At 64.3% G+C, this 18,607-nt stretch carries 15 protein-coding genes; 4 read left to right on the top strand and 11 right to left on the bottom strand.

The features are described 5' to 3' along the window. Positions 1–48: 48 nt before the first annotated feature. The gene (locus ETX26_RS01490) at positions 49–795 is read left to right on the top strand and encodes a queuosine precursor transporter (RefSeq protein WP_129522947.1); all 747 of its coding nucleotides are present in this window, start codon (positions 49–51) and stop codon (positions 793–795) included. Between the two features lie 57 nt (positions 796–852). Here the strand turns inward: ETX26_RS01490 and ETX26_RS01485 are convergent, their stop codons facing one another. The 10 genes from ETX26_RS01485 to ETX26_RS01440 form a co-directional block, all read right to left on the bottom strand. Next, complete coding sequence (locus ETX26_RS01485; RefSeq protein WP_129522946.1) at positions 853–3,774, bottom strand: TonB-dependent receptor; 2,922 nt, start codon at positions 3,772–3,774, stop codon at positions 853–855. A gap of 260 nt (positions 3,775–4,034) precedes the next feature. Further along, a complete protein-coding gene (gene virB11, locus ETX26_RS01480) occupies positions 4,035–5,039 on the bottom strand; it encodes a P-type DNA transfer ATPase VirB11 (RefSeq protein WP_129522945.1) in 1,005 nt (334 codons plus the stop codon). Positions 5,040–5,050: 11 nt separating this feature from the next. Next, a complete protein-coding gene (locus tag ETX26_RS01475) occupies positions 5,051–6,181 on the bottom strand; it encodes a TrbI/VirB10 family protein (protein WP_225425571.1) in 1,131 nt (376 codons plus the stop codon). Beyond that, the gene (locus ETX26_RS01470) at positions 6,181–6,954 is read right to left on the bottom strand and encodes a TrbG/VirB9 family P-type conjugative transfer protein (RefSeq protein WP_129522944.1); all 774 of its coding nucleotides are present in this window, start codon (positions 6,952–6,954) and stop codon (positions 6,181–6,183) included. Before ETX26_RS01470 ends, ETX26_RS01475 begins: the two co-directional genes overlap by 1 nt. Further along, positions 6,951–8,120 (bottom strand): type IV secretion system protein, encoded by a 1,170-nt coding sequence (locus ETX26_RS01465; RefSeq protein ID WP_129522943.1) that lies wholly within the window; start codon positions 8,118–8,120, stop codon positions 6,951–6,953. The genes ETX26_RS01470 and ETX26_RS01465 overlap by 4 nt, the downstream gene beginning before the upstream one ends. Further along, complete coding sequence (locus tag ETX26_RS01460; RefSeq protein WP_129522942.1) at positions 8,117–10,546, bottom strand: VirB4 family type IV secretion/conjugal transfer ATPase; 2,430 nt, start codon at positions 10,544–10,546, stop codon at positions 8,117–8,119. Before ETX26_RS01460 ends, ETX26_RS01465 begins: the two co-directional genes overlap by 4 nt. A 25-nt stretch (positions 10,547–10,571) precedes the next feature. Next, positions 10,572–10,856 carry a type IV secretion system protein VirB3 gene (locus tag ETX26_RS01455; RefSeq protein ID WP_119514376.1) on the bottom strand — a complete coding sequence of 95 codons (285 nt, stop codon included), beginning with the start codon at positions 10,854–10,856 and terminating at the stop codon, positions 10,572–10,574. A gap of 1 nt (position 10,857) precedes the next feature. Continuing rightward, positions 10,858–11,160 (bottom strand): TrbC/VirB2 family protein, encoded by a 303-nt coding sequence (locus tag ETX26_RS01450; RefSeq protein WP_129522941.1) that lies wholly within the window; start codon positions 11,158–11,160, stop codon positions 10,858–10,860. A 4-nt stretch (positions 11,161–11,164) separates the two neighbouring features. Further along, positions 11,165–11,788 (bottom strand): lytic transglycosylase domain-containing protein, encoded by a 624-nt coding sequence (locus tag ETX26_RS01445; RefSeq protein ID WP_225425449.1) that lies wholly within the window; start codon positions 11,786–11,788, stop codon positions 11,165–11,167. A 160-nt stretch (positions 11,789–11,948) separates the two neighbouring features. Then, positions 11,949–12,308: a hypothetical protein gene (locus ETX26_RS01440; RefSeq protein ID WP_129522940.1), complete on the bottom strand. Its 360-nt coding sequence runs from the start codon at positions 12,306–12,308 to the stop codon at positions 11,949–11,951. A gap of 274 nt (positions 12,309–12,582) precedes the next feature. On the opposite strand from ETX26_RS01440, the gene ETX26_RS01435 reads away from it, so the two are divergent. Beyond that, the gene (locus tag ETX26_RS01435) at positions 12,583–14,154 is read left to right on the top strand and encodes a hypothetical protein (RefSeq protein ID WP_129522939.1); all 1,572 of its coding nucleotides are present in this window, start codon (positions 12,583–12,585) and stop codon (positions 14,152–14,154) included. A 104-nt stretch (positions 14,155–14,258) separates the two neighbouring features. After that, complete coding sequence (locus tag ETX26_RS01430; protein ID WP_129522938.1) at positions 14,259–16,934, top strand: TonB-dependent receptor domain-containing protein; 2,676 nt, start codon at positions 14,259–14,261, stop codon at positions 16,932–16,934. A gap of 53 nt (positions 16,935–16,987) precedes the next feature. Here ETX26_RS01430 and ETX26_RS01425 read toward each other — a convergent pair whose 3' ends face one another. Next, positions 16,988–17,683 carry a response regulator transcription factor gene (locus ETX26_RS01425; protein WP_129522937.1) on the bottom strand — a complete coding sequence of 232 codons (696 nt, stop codon included), beginning with the start codon at positions 17,681–17,683 and terminating at the stop codon, positions 16,988–16,990. Positions 17,684–17,779: 96 nt separating this feature from the next. Between ETX26_RS01425 and ETX26_RS01420 the strand changes: the two genes are divergently transcribed. Next, positions 17,780–18,541, top strand: coding sequence for a Crp/Fnr family transcriptional regulator (locus tag ETX26_RS01420; protein WP_129522936.1), 762 nt, complete (start codon positions 17,780–17,782; stop codon positions 18,539–18,541). Positions 18,542–18,607: the final 66 nt, after the last annotated feature.

Here is an 18,607-nt window from a genome sequence, read left to right as displayed (position 1 = left end):
GCGCCATAGCGCGCTTTTCCGGAGGCGCAAATCGCGATAGGCAGCGCCATGGACGAGACACCGCAGCGCATCGAAACCGGGCGAGGCCCGCGGCCGGCCTTTCGTTACTACGATCTGGTCATGGCGGCGTTCGTCGCAATCCTGCTGCTGTCGAACATCATCGGAGCGTCCAAGCCCTCATACGTGACACTGCCGGGCGGGGCAGAGTGGTCGTTCGGTGCGGGCGTGCTGTTCTTCCCGATCAGCTACATCATCGGCGACGTGCTGACGGAGGTCTACGGCTATGCCCGAGCCCGGCGCGTGATCTGGACGGGATTTGCAGCGCTCGCCTTCATGGCGCTGATGGCATGGGTCGTCGTTGCGCTGCCGCCAGCCGCCGGATGGCCCGGACAGGACGCTTACGAATTCGTGTTCGGCAACTCGTGGCGCATCGTGATCGCATCGATGGTGGCGTTCTGGGCCGGTGAGTTCGCGAACAGCTTCGTGCTCGCCAAGATGAAGGTGTGGACGGCCGGGAAAGCGCTGTGGGCACGGACGATCGGCTCGACAGTGGTCGGGCAGGGCCTCGACAGCCTGATCTTCTATCCGCTCGCATTCTGGGGCCTGGCGGGATGGCCTGTCGAACTGCTGTGGCAGGTCGTGCTGTCGCAATGGCTGATCAAGACCGCATGGGAAGCGCTGCTGACGCCGGTGACCTATCTCGTCGTCGGCGCGCTGAAACGCCGGGAGGGGATCGACATCTACGACACCGCTACCGACTTCTCCCCCTTCGCCAGCGCCGACCGAGGGGCATAAAAAAGGGGCCGGACACAAAGGTCCGGCCCCTCCCCTCTCCCCCAACCGTCGTTGCGGTCAGAACCTGGCACCGACCGCGATGCCGTAGCGACGCGGATCGAGCGTGAAGATGTTGGTGAAGTTCCCCGAACTGGCATCGGTCACGTAAAGGCCGGTAATCGAGGAGCTGTCGAAGATATTCTGGATGAAGCCGCGCACATACCAGCGCTCGTCCGGGCCGTTGAGCTGGAGCTGCGCGTTCGCCTGCACGAAAGGCTTGATCCGGTTGACGTTGCCGTTGAAGACATTGCCGTACTGCTCGCCGGTCATGGCGACGTCGAAACGTGGCACGAGCGTCATGCCGTTGTCGAACTCGGCCGTGTACTGCACGCCGACCGAAGCCTTCATCTCCGGTGCCTGCGGGAGCTTGTTGCCCTTGATGTTTACCTCGACACCGGGACTGAGCACGGAGAAACCCGTCGGCGCGTTGTCCTGGAGAACTTCGCAGATGCTGAACGCTCCGCTCGAGGCGATTCCGCTATCGGACGGGAAGGCCTCGGGGCCACGCAGGCCCAGGCTGGTGTTGACGGTCGTTACGAACGCCGCCGCGGCGCCCGGCGCAGGGCCGGTGACGGCGCACAACGAGCCGTTCGAGATATCCTTGATGATTACTGCGTCGGGATCGCCGCCGCCTGGATCGCGCGGGTTCGAGAAGAACTGATCGCCTGCCACCTCGGCGTTGAGATAGCTGAAGGTCGCGTTGATCAGCCACCGCGGGCTCGGGCGTATGATCCCCTCTATCTCGACACCCCATATGTTGGCATCGATCGAGTCGTTGACCGAGGTGCGGGCAACGATACGGCTGAGCTGCAAGTCCTTGTACTTGTAGTAGAAGGCGGTCGCGTTGAGTTGCAGGGCGCCGTTGGCGAAGGTGTTCTTCGTCCCGATCTCGAACGCATCGATGGATTCGGGGCCGAAACTCTCGTCCACATCGAACACAGGTGACAGCGGGGGATTTATGCCGCCCGACTTGTAACCCCGAGAGTAGGACGCATAAAACAGATTGTCCGGCGTCGCCTGGAAATCGAGCACCGCGCGTCCGGTAATCTCGTCGAACGAGACCGACCGCTCCTGGATGATCTGATTGCCGTCCGTGCCCGGATCGGCATCATACGAGCCGACGTAGGGTGAATCGAACGGGTCGCCATCGTTGCTGAACGGGTTGAGAAAGCTCGCGAGCGAGGTGCGGGCGGCTATCGACTTCTTGTCGTTGTTGTAGCGCAGCCCACCGGTGAACTTCAGTCGGTCGCTGATGTCGAAGTAGACCTCACCGAAGATACCGTAGCTGTCGAGTTCGAAGTCTCGCGTGTTGTTGCGGTACATCGACGTTGCGAGATACGAAGGCAGCAACGGGGCCGGATCGCCTTCTTCGTCTTCCGCAAACAGCGCGGAGAAGGTGCCAAGAATGCCGGTCGCGTAGTCGAGACCGAACGAGTTCACGTAGTAGCTGTTCTCGAGGACCCTGCTGTTCGCATAGATCCCCCCGAGCAGGAAGTTGAACGGCCCGTCGAAATCGCTGCTCAATATGGCTTCCGCCGACCATGATTTCTGATCGCCGTTCGAACGGTCGAACGCCAGCGGCACGTCCGCGCAGAGCGCATGTCCTTCATAAGCGCCCTGACTGCCCTGACGGTTGTCGGAGGTGCACAGTTCACCCGAAGGCCCGCTCGGGATCAATGCCCCCGCGATGGGCGCGAAGTAGGCATTCGACCCGGGCGCGCCGGTGCCATTCTGCGCCAGGATCGCCAATGTATTAAGCGCGGTCGCGTAACCCGAACGGTCGAGCACGCCCAGGTTGTAGTCCTGACGGGAGTCGACCGAGGTTTCCTGATAGATCCCGCCGATGGAAAGGTTGAGGTCGCCGAAACGCTGCTCCAGGCGGGCCTGCAGTTGCAGTTCGTCGGCGAAATACTCAGGAGTGAAGGCAGTCCGGACCTCCCGTACGTCGTTCGGCTCGTCGAAATTCGAGTATCCGTCGCCGTCGTCGGCGTAGATGCTGCCGAGTCCGAGAGCAGCCGGGATGCCCTGGATCGCGAAAAGCTCCCGCGAACTCAGCACGGACGCGAGCGTGGAATCCGCGTTCGTCTTGTCGAAATCGAGCCGCTGGTTGAGGCAGCCCAGAACGCCGGTGGGATCGCGTTGACAGGCCTGCTTCTGGATACGCAGACGGTGGTCGTTCTCACGGAAATAGTACCCGATCAGGTCGATCGTGGTGTCCGGCCCCGGTTCGAACCGCAGGCTGCCGCGGACCGCATACATGTCGCGGTCGTCGATCCGGCTGTCGTCGTAGAGGTTGCGGGTATAGCCGTCGCGATTGAGATAGAAGCCGGCGATACGTACGCCGAGCACGTCGCCGATGGGCAGGTTGATCATGCCCTTCGCCTTGATGCTGTCGTAGTTGCCGTATTCCAGCTCGGCCGCGGCGCCGATACCCGAAAGATCGGGCTTGGCGGTCACTACGTTGACCACGCCCGAAGTCGCGTTGCGGCCGAACAGGGTGCCCTGCGGGCCGCGCAGCACCTCGACCCGCTCGAGATCGAAATATTCGGTCTCGAACAGGCGTGTACCGAACAGCGGGGCGCCATTCGTGTGGATCGCCGTCGCACTGTCGCAGCTTACGCCGACGCACAGATCGCCGATGCCGCGGATGGTGAAGCTCGATCCGGTGAAGTTGCTCTTGGTGAACGAAACGTTGGGCAAGGTCAGCTGCAGGTCGCTCGCGTTCTCGATCTGCTGCGCCTCAAGCGCTTCGGAGGTGAACGCGCTGACCGCGATCGGGACCTCCTGGAGACTCTGGTTCTGGCGCTGGGCGGTCACGACGATGACCGGACCGCCGCTCGTGGCGGCCGCCGGCTCATCCGGGTCGGTGTCCTGCGCGTGAACGGGAAATGCGAGCCCGCCGGCGCAAATGCCGACGAGCAGGGTAGCCTTCACCCTCATTCGTCCTCTCCTCGTGTCCAGTCGTCTGATGCGACTTAAACCGCAAGGAAAGTAGTGCAGAATAAGCGCTGCTGGCAATAGGGTTGCCCGATCGCAGGCACCGACAACCCGGAAATTTCTGAATACGATTGCACTCGAAGGTGCGGAGAACGCAGCATTCCCCTACGTCAATCGCGTTTCCGACAGAGACAGCTCGGTGTACGATTTATTCGCAGTTGTTGCCCGCGCGAGACTAACTTGAGCCGGAAATCACGCGGGAATCACAGCAGCGAGGAGGTCTTCGCGATCTGCGTGATGCCGCGTTTGCCGTCCGCACTGCGGCCCAGTTGCACGATCACGTCGATCACCGAAGCGGCATAAGCGATCGTGTCGGACCGGGTGAGTCCGATGCCGGTCTGCATCACCATCAGCGCCAGCTGCTCGAGAGCGCCGTGCAGCGAGTTGGCGTGGATCGTCGAGAAACTGCCCGGGTGGCCCGTGTTGATCGCGCGCAGGAAGCTGACGCTCTCCGCGCCGCGCAGTTCGCCGAGCACGATGCGGTCGGGCCGCAGGCGCAGCGCGGCCTGGAGCAGCTCGTTGGCGGTCACCTTGGCTTCGCCCAGCTCGCCCTTGACGGCGACCAGGCCCACACCGTTCTCGCCCGGTAAGCGCAGTTCGGGCGTGTCCTCCACCAGCACCACGCGCTCGTGGCGCGGGATCTCGCCGAGCATGGCGTTGAGGAAGGTCGTCTTGCCGGTGCTCGTACCGCCGGAGATCAGGATCGTGCTCCGTTGACGGATCGCCTCGCGCAGGAATGCGATCGGCTCGGCCTGAGCGTCGGGCATCGGCGGCTGCTTCGGCGGCGCGAGCGGGCCGGTATCGTAAGCGTCGAGCGGCAGGTCGAGCCGTCGGTGACGGCGGATCGCCATCGCCCAGTGACGTCGTGCGGCAGGCGGCCCGCAGAACTGGACACGCGCGCCGCCCCATTCCCTGACGGGCAGCGTAGCGCCGAGCAGCGGGTGCTCGCGATTGATGCCCTGATGGCTGACGCGCGCGACCTGTTCGGCGAGGCGCTGGATCAATGTGTCGTCGATGTGTGGGGTTTCAATTCGCTGCATGCCGGGCGCGGCGGCATCCTCGATCCACACCTCGCCGGGGCGATTGACGAGGATCTCGGTCACGGTGTCGCGGTCGAGCCATTCGCGAAATGGTGCGAGATAGGCGTCGAGATAGACGCTGCGTTCCTCGTCCGTATCGGCCTTCAGCGATCGGATATCGGCCGCCATCGATCTCGCCCCTACCTGACGGCTGCGACTTGCGAGAAGTCGAGGTCGCGGGCAGTGAATACGCGGATCGGTTCGCCCTGGCGGACGCGTACCGTCGGACCGATCTGGCTGTCCTGCTGCGCGGCCACGCCTGCGGCCGACTGCCCGGCGCCACCAAGTACGACCGACGCGCCGCCGCTGCCGATGGCTGAAAGCCCGCCGATGACGGATAGCAGCATCGCCGAACCGAAGCGCCTGAAGAAGTGGCTGTCGACCTCGCCGGCCAGACCGGTGGTGCCGTCGAACCCGATCGCGGGAGAGCCGAGATTGACCGAAGCGCCGTCCGGCCGGATCAGCCGCGTCCAGATCACATAGGCGCGCTTCTGTCCTCCCTGAAGGCCCGACTGGTACTGCCCGATGAGGCGACTACTGCGTGGCACGAGCACGCGTGTGCCGTCGAAGCTACGCACGTCCTGGCTCACTACGGCACGGACATAGCCCGGAACATCGGTGTTGATCGCGGTTTCCAGGACGGCGGGAATGAGTGTGCCCTGAGTGACGGTGGTCTGCGGATTGACCATCGCCTTGGCCTGGGCAGGCGCACCACCGACGCCTCCGATGCGGCTCGCGAAGTCCGAAGCCGAACTGCCGGCGGCGGTGGACGCCCCCTCCGCGCCGGCAGGGACAGCAACGCCCGCGGGCGCCGCTGCTGCTGCGCTCGCGTCGAATACGACGGTCGGGCTCGCATATGGGTTGCCCATCGGCGCCGGCGAGGCACCGGGGTCGGCGGCAAGGACCGGCGCCGGAGCGGGATCGGCCTGCACCGAGCGTTCCGCAACGGGCGCCGGCACGTTGGCCGGGGGCGCGGCTTGCGACGCGGTCTGCTGCACCGGCGCTTGTGGAGCTTGCTGGTTCCCCACGCCGTCCACCTCGCCGAGCCGCGTCGAATCCATTCCGATGAAGGTCGCTGCACCGAGCAGCGCAACGATCGCCACGCCGGCCACGAGGCCGAGCGTATCCGATTTGCCCTTGCGCTGGGTCACGGCGGGAAAGGCGTTGCGACTTGCGAGATCGATGACCTCTGCCGTTTCCCGCTCGCGCGGATCGACGTCGTTCGAAGGATCTCCGTCCTTGCGGGAGGGCAGGCGCATGGCGAGGCGCATCATTGTTTCTCCACTGCCTGAGCGAGCGCGGGTTGGCCACGCGTCGCGGACGGCCGTTCGGGCCCCGTATTGGTGAGGATGGCGCTATCTTCTCCTGAACGAAGAACGATCTCGCGCGGCACGCCGTCGACCACGATCGTGTCGCCGCGGACGGTGAAGTTGACGGGCCCTTCGGTCCCTTCCCGGTCCGTGATCAGGATTGCCGGCACGGGGCGCCCCGCGGGCCAGGTAAGGAAGGTCGCATCGCCATCGTCATAAGTGCGCGTCGGCAACAGCGCCGCGTCGCCCTGGGCAGCCCATGCGAAGTTAAGTTGGGCCGGATCGACCACCGCGTACGGATCGCTCGCCGCGGCCACTTCGACCGGGTTCGGCGCCTGGGCTAGCGACGGCTCGTCCTCTTCCGCTTCTTCCGGATAGGTGAACTGCAGAACGTAGAGCGGCTTCGCGCGCGGACTCGCAACGAGATCGAAGAGGTAGGTGCGCTTGTTGGTCACGACCGTCATGTTGGTCGCCGCTGTAGGCGCGAGCGGCTTCACGAACAAAAGATCGGCGCGCTTGTTCGGGGTCACCTGCCAGGCCTCCGAATCGCCGATTGCGACATTCTCGATCGCCTCGTCCTCGCCGAACTGGATCGTCGCCTGGACTTTGGTGCGGCCTTCGATCCTGACCACCTGGGCCGGATCGTACAGCCGTTCCACCAGGCGGGGGTCGTCTGCGGCAGCAGGGGTCGCGACGAACGCGAGAGCGAGCGCGGGGAATGCCACGCGGTTCATTTCAACGTCTCCGATATGCGTTTCTGCGGCGCACGAAAGCGGCTGCCGATGCCGCTGGTACGCGAGGTCGAGGAACTGAGGGGCTGTACTTGCGAACCGTCCTGCGCAGCCGAGACAATGCGGGTTTCGCGGCGCGTGGAACCTTGCGCCCCGGGGTCCACGTCGTTTGCGGCCGTGGCCGACGTAACCGCGCTCACCGCGATGCGGCGCTGCGCCGCCCCTGACGGGGATGTCAGATTCTGCGTAGCCGCGGCGGCGGTTTGTGCAGCCGGCGGCGCGGGGACTCGATCGCGCTCGGACCGGCGTTCTTCGTCGTTTCGCGCCAGCCCGAACACACGCCAACCGGCCACCATCGTGCCCGCTACCTTGAGCGCCATCACCATCAGGGCGACATGCACCGCCCCGATCATGAAGAAAGCCACCGCCGCCTGCGGATCGACCATGCCCGGCGTCGCCGAGAGTGCAGCGAGGATGGGGACCGCAAGTTCCAGCATGACGCCGCCGCCGAGCACCGCAAAAAGCGGCGTCAGCGCGAGCAGGACCACGCCCTTGAGCCAACCGGTGAAGAGTCCCCGCGTCCCGCTGAACAGCGCCATGACGACGAAGATCGGACCCAGTGCCACAAGCACGGCAAGCCCGATCCGCGCGGTCACAAGCACGCCCACAGTCCCGAGCAGGAACAACATCGCGCCGAGCCACAGGATGCCGGCCGGCGAGAACGCACCGATGTCCTCCTGCCCCTTGGTGGCCTCCTGCACCGCAAGGAAGACGACGTCTATTTTCTGGGCGAAGATCTGCGTCGCGGAGCCGTCGGTTCCGCCAAGGACGGTCGCGAGCCAATCGGGCGCGCCGAGAGCCAGATTCCAGACTACGCTCTGGTAAGCCACCCAACTCGTCGCAAACGTAACCACCAGACCGAGCGTGATCATGCGCGGGGTTACCGAGCGGACCCCGATGCTCGAACGGCCCAGCAGGAGAGAGATCGCGAAGAAGGCGACGAACAGCGTCAGCGCTATGGTCAGCACCGGAGTGAGCGCACCGCCGGGAGCGAAGAGACGGCCGAAGGCCTGCGCGGTGAATTCGCCTGCCGTGCAGTCGACCGCCCGCAGCGCCGCGGCGACGCCGTTGCCGACTTCGGCGGCGTCGGTCTGACAGGCCGCGCTCATTCCGCGGCCTGTCGGAAGGGCACGACGTCGCCCTCCCCTTCGTCATTGAGAGCTGCCGGCCAACCGTGGCCGGTGAGAGCGGGATACCATTCGGCCGGATTGTCGCCGACCGCAGCGCGGAGCAGATCGAGCCGACGAACCGAGCTTTCGCGGCCCGACAGAATGGTCAGCACCTCGGGCGCATTGGAGAGGTCGAGGCGCACCACCACGCTCGCATCGGGTTGCCGGACGAGGAAACAGCGGCTGTGCGCAGGCAAACTGCGGATGACGGCCAATTCGTGCGCGGTCAGGCCGAAGCCGTCGCAGTAATCCTCCGGTCGCGCGCGTGAGTTAGGCATGAATACCATCGTCGCGGTCTGCTCGACCAGCGCGGTGGAAATGCGGCTTTCGAGCGCATCGCGCGCGCTCTGGGTGGCGAAGCCGACCAGCGCGTTGCGCTTGCGCAGCGTCTTCAGCCAGTCGCGGATACGCGCGGCGAAGACCGCATCGTCGAGCGCCTTCCAGCCCTCGTCGATCAGGATCATCGTCGGCTGACCATCGAGCCGTTCCTCGATCCGGTGGAACAGGTACATCATGACCGGCGTGCGCAGCTTGGGGTTCTCCAGCAGCGCGGTCATGTCGAAGCCGAGCACGCGGTTCGACAGGTCGAGCCGGTCTTCGGCATTGTCGAACAACCAGCCATGCTCGCCCTGTCCGATCCAGGCGGAAAGGCGGTCGGCCAGATCGCCCGCCTCCGGGCGCCGGGCACCCGAGAGCAGTTCCTTGAAATGCCGCAGGCGGCGGAGCGAACCGTCGTTCGCATAAGCGGCGTCGACCGCCTGGCTGACGGTCGCCAGTTCCTCCGGCCCTTCGGCGTTGAGCAGCACGCCGAGCCAGTCGCGCAGGAAGGCGCGGTTCGCCGCCGTGTCGGGCAGCGCGAGCGGGTTGAAGCCGGTCGGTTCGCCCGCGCTGATCCGGTCGTAGCGCCCGCCAATCCCGCGCACGAACAGCTCGGCGCCGCGATCCTTGTCGAACAGGATCGTGCGTGGTTTGAACTTCTGTGCCTGCGCGGCGAGGAAGTTCATCACCACCGTCTTGCCCGAACCCGACGGGCCGATCACCGAAAAGTTGCCCAAGTCGCCGGTGTGGAAATTGAAGAAGAACGGGGTCGAGCTGGTCGTCTGCAGCAGCGTGACCGCCTCACCCCAGTGGTTGCCCTGCGCCTGCCCCAGCGCCATGCCATGGAGGCTGCCGAAGCTCGCCATATTGGCCGAGGAGATCATCGCGCGGCGTACGATGTATTGCTCGTTGCCGGGGAACTGCGCCCAGAAGGCCGGCTCCAGATTAGTGTCCTCACGCACCGCGATCGCGCCGGTGTCGGCCAGTGCGGCGGCGCAGGCGGCAGTCGCCTCGTCGAGCCGACCGAGATCGCGCTCGCGCACCAGCACGGTGAGGTGGTGATCGCCGAAGCCGACCGCTCCATTGCCGAGCGCGTCGCGGGCGGCGAGCATGTCGGCGCGCTCGGCGGCAGCCTCCTCGTCGGCGGAGCGCAGGCGGCGCAGCGCCAGATCCATCCGCTCGCGCGCGGTCTGCCGCTCGGCGGGGGCGTAGCTTTCGGAAACGACCATCTCGTACGGCAGCCGCAGCAGGCCATCGAGCAGACCGGGGGAGGTTGCGTCGGGATAGTCCTTTAGACTCAACAGCGTGGCGAAATCGGGTTCGCCCGAGCCGCGCAGTTCCATCGCGTCGAGCCCGAAGCTCGCCCGGCGATAGGGCAGCATATGGCCGACGTCGCTGTCCTCGTGCGGCCGGCGCACAGGGCGCATTTCCCCGTTGTAGAGGGCTGAGAGAAGCTCCAGCAGCTCGTTGTTCGTCTTGCCGCGCGGTCCATCGTAGTCGCCGAGAACCGCGGCGCCGTAAGGCTGGAGCGCGGCGACGAGCCCTGTCACCGCTGCCTTGAGCGAGCGAATGTCCTTCGGATCGGCTTCGATTTCCTTGCGCCCACGGCGGTTCCACAGGCGCGCCGCGCGTTCGGCGAGCCCGGCCTTCCCCCTGGCGGGCCGCCGAATCAGCGTGACAAACTGGTCGTTGACGAACAGCGCGCCCGCACCGAGCCGCTCCTTCCATCGTGCGTCGATGTGCCGGCTCAGCGGATCGTCGAATTCCGCCTCGAGCTCCACCTCAACCCGGCGCCGGATGACGTGGTGATACATCACGAAGCGTGCATCGAGCGTGGAGCGCAGCATGACCTCGCGCGTAGCGGCGTGCGCGTTCAGCGCATCGCTGTCCTCCGTCTCGAACAGCAGGCCTGGCACCTGGATCGCGGCCATGACCGATCCATCGCGCAGCAGCATGGTGCTCGCGTCGATCAGGCCGGCATAGGGCAGCCGATCGCCGGCGCGAGCTTCCCTCGCGCTCCAGGCAGCGGCTCCGATCCATTTGCTCATAACCCTTTGACCCCTTCCAGGCCCGTCACGCCGCGTAACTGTTGCAGCCCCAGCGCTTCCAGTTCTTGACCCGCGGACACTTCGAAACCTTGGTGATCCACAGGTCGAACACGCGCGGCTCGCGCAGGCACGCGAAATAGCCGATGCCGTGAATGACCAGAGCGGCGGGCAGCGCGAGGAAGCTGCCCGTGATCAGGAACAGCTCGGTCGTCACGGCCGCATTGATGATGAAGAAGTTGTACGTCACCCCCGCGAACATCTGCGGCCGGGTAAGCGCGCGGTGCACGGGGTGACGGACGAGCTGGTCCACCTCAGCCCCCCGCCGCCTGCTGGATGCCCGCGACGATCGAAGCGGCACCGAACAGGATGAAGCAGCCGATGATGACCGTCGCACCGAAGCGCCAGTTCATGCGGCCCGTCAGCATCAGAAACCCGACCGCCGCGACCGCCATCACCGCAACGGCTGTCGCGACATTGCCCAGCAGCGTTCCTTGCAACCAGCCGAGTGCAGCAACGATCGGGCCCGATCCCTGTGGATCGGCGACGGCCTGCGCATAGGCAGCGGTCGGAGCAAAAAGAACGGCCAGGGCCGAAAGACGAACAATCGAACGCATGTGTTTACTGAACCTCACGGGAATGATTGGAAAGGCGGCCCATGATAGCCGCGACATAAGTCTTCGTTTCGCGAATCTCGGGCACTCCCCCCGCCCGCTCGACCCGCGCCGGACCGGCGTTATAGGCGGCGAGCGCCTTCTCAAGGTCGCCGCCGAACCGGTCCAGCTGCGCGCGCAGATAGCGCGCGCCGCCTTCGAGATTGGCGAACGGGTCGTCCGGATCGACGCCGAGCTCGCGCGCGGTCCCGGGCATCAGCTGTGCCAGCCCGCGCGCGCCGACCGGCGAAACCGCGCTGGGCCGCCAGCGGCTCTCCTGCCACACCAGTGCTTCGATCAGTGCAGGACTGAGGTCGAACCGGCGGGCGAGCTCCTGCACCTTGGCGGCATAAGCGTGGGGCACTGCCGAAGCATGTCGATCTGGAATGGCGACGGCTTGCATCGGTACGCCGTATTCTGCCGGAAGTTCGATCGTGACGGCGAATTCGGACGCAACAGGCGCCGACGCCTGCGCGCCCGCGATCCAGTGTGCTCCATCGGCGCGGATTTCCATGACGTCCGCCCGTGCAGGCGCCGCCATCCAGGCCATGCCCGCCAGAAGCGCAAGCCATGGCGACCTCGTGAGAATCATCGAACCCTCCGTCCGATCTCCTTGCGCACCCTACATGACAAGGCGGTGACAGCAAGTTGGACGTAGTCCGACGGGACGAGGCAATTCGCTCGACAGCGACGCGGAACCAGACAATCCGAGGATTCGGGGCGGAGCGACGCCCGGACGGCGCCGCCGTTTGTCAGCGCATGGTCACCCGACTACGGCCGCCGAACTCGCCACGATCGAGCATACGCAGGGCCCGCCGCGCCAAGTCCCGGGAGTCGATCCATTCGCCCCCGGCAAGCTCCAGCCGCACCGCCGCGTCGCTGGTCGCGACTTCTCGGAACATCTGGCGCGCTTCCTCCACGCGCCCCTCGCGCGCGTGCGCAATTCCAAGGTTGATGAGGCGGGCGGGGTCATCGCGCTCAAGCCGGTCATTCGCCTCGATCCGTTCGATTGCAGCTTCGTTGCGCTGCGCAATCAATTCGTTGGAAGCGACGTCCATCGCGACGCTGCCTTGAGACAGCGCGAGCACTGCAACTCCGGTCAGGATATCCATCTTTTCTCTCCCAAAGCTTCGCTACAGAGAGAAATTTCGCATACGTCTGCACTTATCGCAACAAAAATGAAACACTGTCATTATCATGTAACAATCTGTTCTCTGGCATACTCTCGAATCGATTTGCCTTATATGTCTATTTTTTGTCACAATATAGTCATATAACTAATAGTATTTCCTGCAAAGAAACTGTCACGACACGGTCCTACCTCGCGAGTCGCGAACTCGATTTCGCATCAACGATTCTTCGGGTTTTTTGAGGGGACCGCTCGCTGTGAAAACGCTTCAACGATCCATCGTGCTCGGCTGTGGCCTGGTCATTCTGGCCGGCTGCGGCGCCGACGAAATCAGTTCGCCCGGCACGGGCGGCAATGTGATCATCAATCCGCCCGCAACGCCTCCGCCGCCGCCTCCCCCGCCGCCGCCGCCGCCGGGCACGGTATCGCCGGCTGACGATTGCCCGACGATCGCGGATCCGCAAGGTCTTACGAATGTCGGCACCATCTCCGGCCCGACGGGCGAATACCGCGTTTGCTCCCTGCCTGCCCGCTTCAACGCGTCGTCCACCCTGCCTTATGTCGCAGGCGTGCTCTATCAGCTCGACGGGCGCGTCGACGTCGGTTCCGACGGTGGCCCGGCTCCCGATGGCTCCGACGGGGCGACCGACACCAACGTTACGTTGACGATCGAACCCGGCGTGCAATTGTTCGGCAACGGGGCGGCGTTCCTGATGGTGAATCGCGGCAACCAGATCAACGCGGTCGGCACCGCGGAGCGCCCGATCATCTTCACCAGCCGCCACAACGTACTCGGCAGCAACAACGCCAATTCGTCCGGGCAATGGGGCGGCGTCGTCCTTGCCGGACGCGCTCCGGTGACCGATTGCGCCGCAGACGGCGCGACACCCGGCACAGTCGACTGCGAACGCCAGGTGGAAGGTGCGGCTCAGCCCGCGTTCTTCGGTGGCGCTACAGAAAACGACAGTTCGGGCACGATGCGCTACGTCCAGATCCGCTATTCGGGCTTCGTCCTTTCCGGCAACAACGAACTCCAGTCGCTGACCACCGGCGGCACCGGCACGGGCACCGAACTGAGCCACATCATGAGCTACAACAGCTCCGATGACGGCGTCGAGTTCTTCGGCGGCTTCGTCAACATGAAGAACCTGATCGTGGTCGGGGCGGAAGACGACTCCCTTGACACCGACACCGGTGTAAAGGCGAACCTGCAATATGTGATTGCCGTGCAACGCGACGAGGTCGGCGATGGCATAATCGAAGCCGATTCGAGCAATGTGTTCACCGACTCGACCCCGCGCCAGAACACGCAGGTCGTCAACGCAACCTTCATCCAGCGCCGCACCAACGATCAGGCGATCCGCATTCGCGGCGGTGCCGACTACACGATCGCGAACAGCGTGCTGGTCGACGCATCGCAGGGCACGCCCTGCCTGCGCATCGACGATGAGGAAACGATCCGCGCTGCGAATGCCGCGCTCGACGATGTCGGACCGGTCCGGTTCGAATCGTTCGTCATGGACTGTGGCGCCCCGTTCCGGGATGGCGGCGACGTGACCGCAGCCGAAACCCAGGCGCTCTTTGATGGTGGTTCGAACAACAACTCGAACTTCACCTCGACGCTGTCGATGACCTTCATCAACGGCGCCAACGAGAGCGGCGTGACGGCCTTCGATCCGACCGTCCTGTCGAGCTTCTTCGACAATGCGAACTACATCGGTGCGGTGCGCAACGACGCCGACACGTGGTACGCCGGCTGGACCTGCAATTCAGCGGCGGTGATTTTCGACAGCGCGGTCAGCGATTGCACCTCGCTGCCGGTCTACTGATCGGACGATAATCCGGGGAGGCGCTCCGCTTGCCGGCGGGCCGCCTCCCTGCACTTTTGGACCTAACGGTTTTCAGACGTCTAGACGATAGGGGGTCACCCACGATGTCCACTGGCAAGCAGTTGGCGGGGCTGCTTCTGCTCACCACCGCACTCACCATTCCCGGCGTCGCCCTGGCACAAGGCACGGCCGGCGAATCCGGAGCAGATGCGGAAGGCAGCACCCAGCAGCCACAAGGCGACGAGAGCGTGGCCGCTCCCGAAGAGGAAGCGGAGGTCTCCATTCCCGGCGGCGGGGGCGAGATCATCGTCACCGGCCGCCGCACACGCGATGTGACGCGCAGTTCGACCCAGGTCGTTTCGGTACTCACAAGCGAGCAGATCGCGCGCACCGGTGAAGGCGACATCGCGGGTGCTCTGGGCAGGGTCACTGGCCTGTCGGTCCAGGGTCAAGGGTTCGTCTACGTTCGCGGGCTGGGCGATCGTTATTCGCTCGCACTGCTGAACGGCCTGCCGCTCCCCAGCCCGCAGCCCTTGAGCCGCGTGGTCCCGCTCGACATCTTCCCGACCGACGTGGTCGCGTCCAGCCTCGTGCAGAAGACATATTCGGCCAACTTTCCCGGCGAGTTCGGCGGCGGCGTGATCAATCTGACGACCCGTGCCATTCCGGACGAAAGCTTCTTCGAGATCAGCGCCGGCATAAGCGGCGACGAACAAACCACTTTCTCGACCGGAAACGACTACTACGGGTCCGATTTCGACTGGTTCGGATTCGACGACGGAACCCGCAATGCCCCGCCCGCGCTGCGCGAATTTTTCGCGAGCGGCCTGCGGATGAGCGATGTCGAGGTCAACCAGCAAGCGATCGCGAAGCAACTCGGCAATCCCAACCTCCTGGTGACGCAGAAGGTCGAGGAACTGCCGGTAAACTGGTCCGGCAGCCTGACCGCAGGCACGTCCTTCCCGGCCTTCGGCGACGGCCGGTTCGGCGTGATCGCGACGGCCGGCATCAGCAACAAGTGGCGCAACCGCTCGATCATTTCGCAGAGTCCGATCAGCACGGATCTCGATCTCGGAACCGATTTCCGCAAGTTCGTTACCGACAACCGTATTCTGGTGAACGGGTTGCTTGGCTTCGGCCTTGAAGTCGGCGACCACCGCTTTCGGTGGACCAATCTTTATATCCGGGACACGCTGAAGCAGACGCGCCACGCGCTCGGTGAGGATCTTCTCGATGGCGATACCGAATTCGTCCAGGATACCAGCTGGTATGAGCGGCAGCTCGTAGACAGCCAACTGGTTGCAGAGCTGGAATTCGGCGCATTCGATATCGATCTGCGCGGCGGATACGCACAGACCCGCCGCGAGGCGCCTTATGAATACAGCTTCACTTACGTCCGCACCAATAACGAGAACGATCCGCTGGGTGATCTCTTCGTCAATGTGCTCGACCGCCAGCGCGGCAGCGGCTCGGTCGCCTTCTCGCATCTCAAGGAAGAGCTGTGGTACGGCGGGATCGATATCGGGTACGCCCTGACCGACTGGCTCCGGCTCACTGCGGGCTATGCCTACACCGATACCGACCGCTATTCGGAACGGCGCGAATTCCTGTTCGATGCCGATTCCGGATTCGAGGATGCGGTGGGCACACTGCGTCCCGATCTGCTGCTCGGCGATGCGATAATCGATTATTACGACATCGGCCTGATCGAAACCACACAATCCGATCCTGCCTTCGCCGCAGCGCTGGAGATTCACGCGGGCTATCTTCAGTCGCGCATCAATCCGGTCGAAGGCCTAACCATCGATCTGGGCGTGCGCTACGAAGACGCCAAGCAGAGCGTGAATCCGGTCGAGGTCTTCGCCACCCCGACCAATTCAGGCAGTTCGACACTGCTCAAGAACGATTACTACCTTCCCGCGGGGACGATCACCTGGGAGATCACCGATTCTCTCCAGGCCCGCATCAACGGGTCGAAAACGATCGCCCGGCCGCAATTCCGCGAGTTGATCTTCCAGACCTACTACGATCCGGAAACCGGCCGCCAGTACAACGGCAACCCGTTCCTGGTCGACAGCGAACTGACGAACTACGAAGCGCGCCTCGAATATTATTTCGGACAGGGAAATCGGGTGTCGCTCGCTGGCTTCTATAAGGATATCGACAACCCCATAGAAATCTATTCGTCCTTCTCCGACAACGTCCAGATCGCGAGCTTCGCCAACGCCCCCAGCGCGAAGCTGCACGGGGCGGAGCTGGAGTTCCAGCACAACTATGACTTGTTCGACTGGGGCGGCTGGTTCGAGACCAAACGTATCGTCACTGTCGCCAACTACACTTACACCGATTCGAAAATCGAGGTCGGACCCGACGATACGACGCTGATCTTCCCTGGCGGCGAACGGCCCGCGACCAACTATTTCCGCGATGGCGTTCCCCTGACTGGACAGTCCGATCACCTGGTCAATGTCCAGCTGGGGCTGGAGGATGTCGATCGTCTCCAGCAGTTCACCATGCTCTTTTCCTACGCTAGCGAGCGAGTGACCGCGCGCGGCACGGCCTCCCTTCCCGACATCGTCGAGGATCCGGGCCTGCGCGTGGACTTCGTCTACCGACAGGAACTGGACCTGTTCCGGCTTCCGGTCGAATTGAAGCTGGAGGCGCGCAACATCTTCGGTCGCGATCACTTCGAATACCAGTCGAACGGCACCAACCGGATCGAGATTAACAGCTACGAAGTCGGGCAGAGCTTTGCTCTGTCGCTTTCGACCGAATTCTGAAGGACCCTCCCGTCCACCCAACTAGCGGGCCGCCCTCGGGCGGCCCAATTTTTTCAGGGGGCGTCGAGAACGTAGCCAAGCGAGCGGACGGTGCGCAACACGCTGTCCGCTCCAGCGCTCCTGAGTGCGCGGCGCAAGCGTCCGATCCACACATCGACCGTGCGCTCGTCGATCGGAGGGTCCACCTTTCCGAGACCGACGATGAGCTCGCTCCGTGACAGGACCTGGTTCGGGTTCTCGGCAAAGTAGCGCAGCAGACGAAGCTCGTTCGGCCGCAATGCGACCGGCTTTCCACTCCAGCGCGCCTGCTGGGCTGCAAGGTCGATCGTCAGCGCGCCCAGCTCGATTCTCTGGGCCGAATGCCGCTTGCGCTGATGCGAATGGAGCGCGAGCACCCGGTCAAGCACCGCGGTACGGTCCAGCGGCCCGACCATGTAGTCGTCCGCACCGGCGCGAAGGGCGCGCCGGCGATCATCCACGTCGTCGCTCTCCAGGACCATCGTCACGTGCGCGGACGCGGTGCGGGGATCGGCGCGAAGGCGGCGGCACATTTCGAGCCCCGCTAGATCATCCATGACCCAGTCGACGAAGGCCCAGATCGGCCCGTCCACGAGTTGCCGCGGCCCGTCCGGATAGAGACGCGCGAAGGTGAAACGCGTCCCTGCCTGCTCGAAGCCTTCCAGCGTCTCGGCCAGTCTGTCTGTCAGGAAGATGTTGATCGCGTCCACGGCGGCAAGTCCCCTTGTCATGTCGGGATTGCCCCGCGCTTGTGACGGGTTGGTGACAGCGGAATGTCGGATTGGGGGGAGCGGAACCACGCCAGCAGCGGGGCGTAGTCGATAACGATGACGGCTGAACTCGAGCGCTACCCGTTGACCGGGCGCTTCCTGCGGGGGCGTTTGCGCCACGCAATGTCCGAACGCGAGAAAGCTATCCTCGAGGACTCCGTGGTTGACGTCCGCACCCTTGATGACGGCCATTGCATTCTTGCCCGCGGCGAACTGTGCGGGCGCAGCACGATGCTGATCGACGGCTTCATCGCGCGGGCGATCCACGAGCACGATCGGCGCCACATCATGGGGCTGCAGGTGGCGGGGGACTTTGTCGACCTTCATGCCTATGCCTTGAAGCGGCTCGACCACGACGTGGTCACGATCGGATCGGCGACCGTCGGCACGGTCGCTCACGAACGCCTCTCCGAGCTTACGAGAACGGAGCCGCATCTTGCTCGTGTGCTCTGGTTCTCGACCCTTCTCGACGCCGCGGTCCACCGTCAGTGGTTGCTGAAGTTCGGGCAGCTCAAGGCCAACCGCCGCGCCGCTCATCTGCTGGCGGAGATCTGGCACCGTCTGGACATGGTAGGTCTCGCGCGTCCCACCGGTTTTCATACACCGCTGACGCAGACCGATCTCGCCGACATGTGCGGGACAACTGCCGTGCACATGAACCGCGCGATCGGCGAATTGCGCAGGATCGGTTTGGCGGACTTCCGACGGGGCACTCTCAGCTTCGAGGATCGCCGCCGGCTCGAGGAATATGGTGACTTCGACCCCACATATCTCTACGGCGAAGGGGCCCTCCACATCGGAGACGAGCTCAATAAGTAGAGCAGCATCACATTATGATGTGATTAAGGGCTTGTGAAATCACATTCTGCTGTATAAGCTGGCAGC

This window comes from Pelagerythrobacter rhizovicinus (assembly GCF_004135625.1).
GTDB lineage: Bacteria > Pseudomonadota > Alphaproteobacteria > Sphingomonadales > Sphingomonadaceae > Pelagerythrobacter > Pelagerythrobacter rhizovicinus.
The sequence above is the reverse complement of the archived record's forward strand: the minus strand, read 5'-3'. Positions and strand labels throughout refer to the sequence as shown.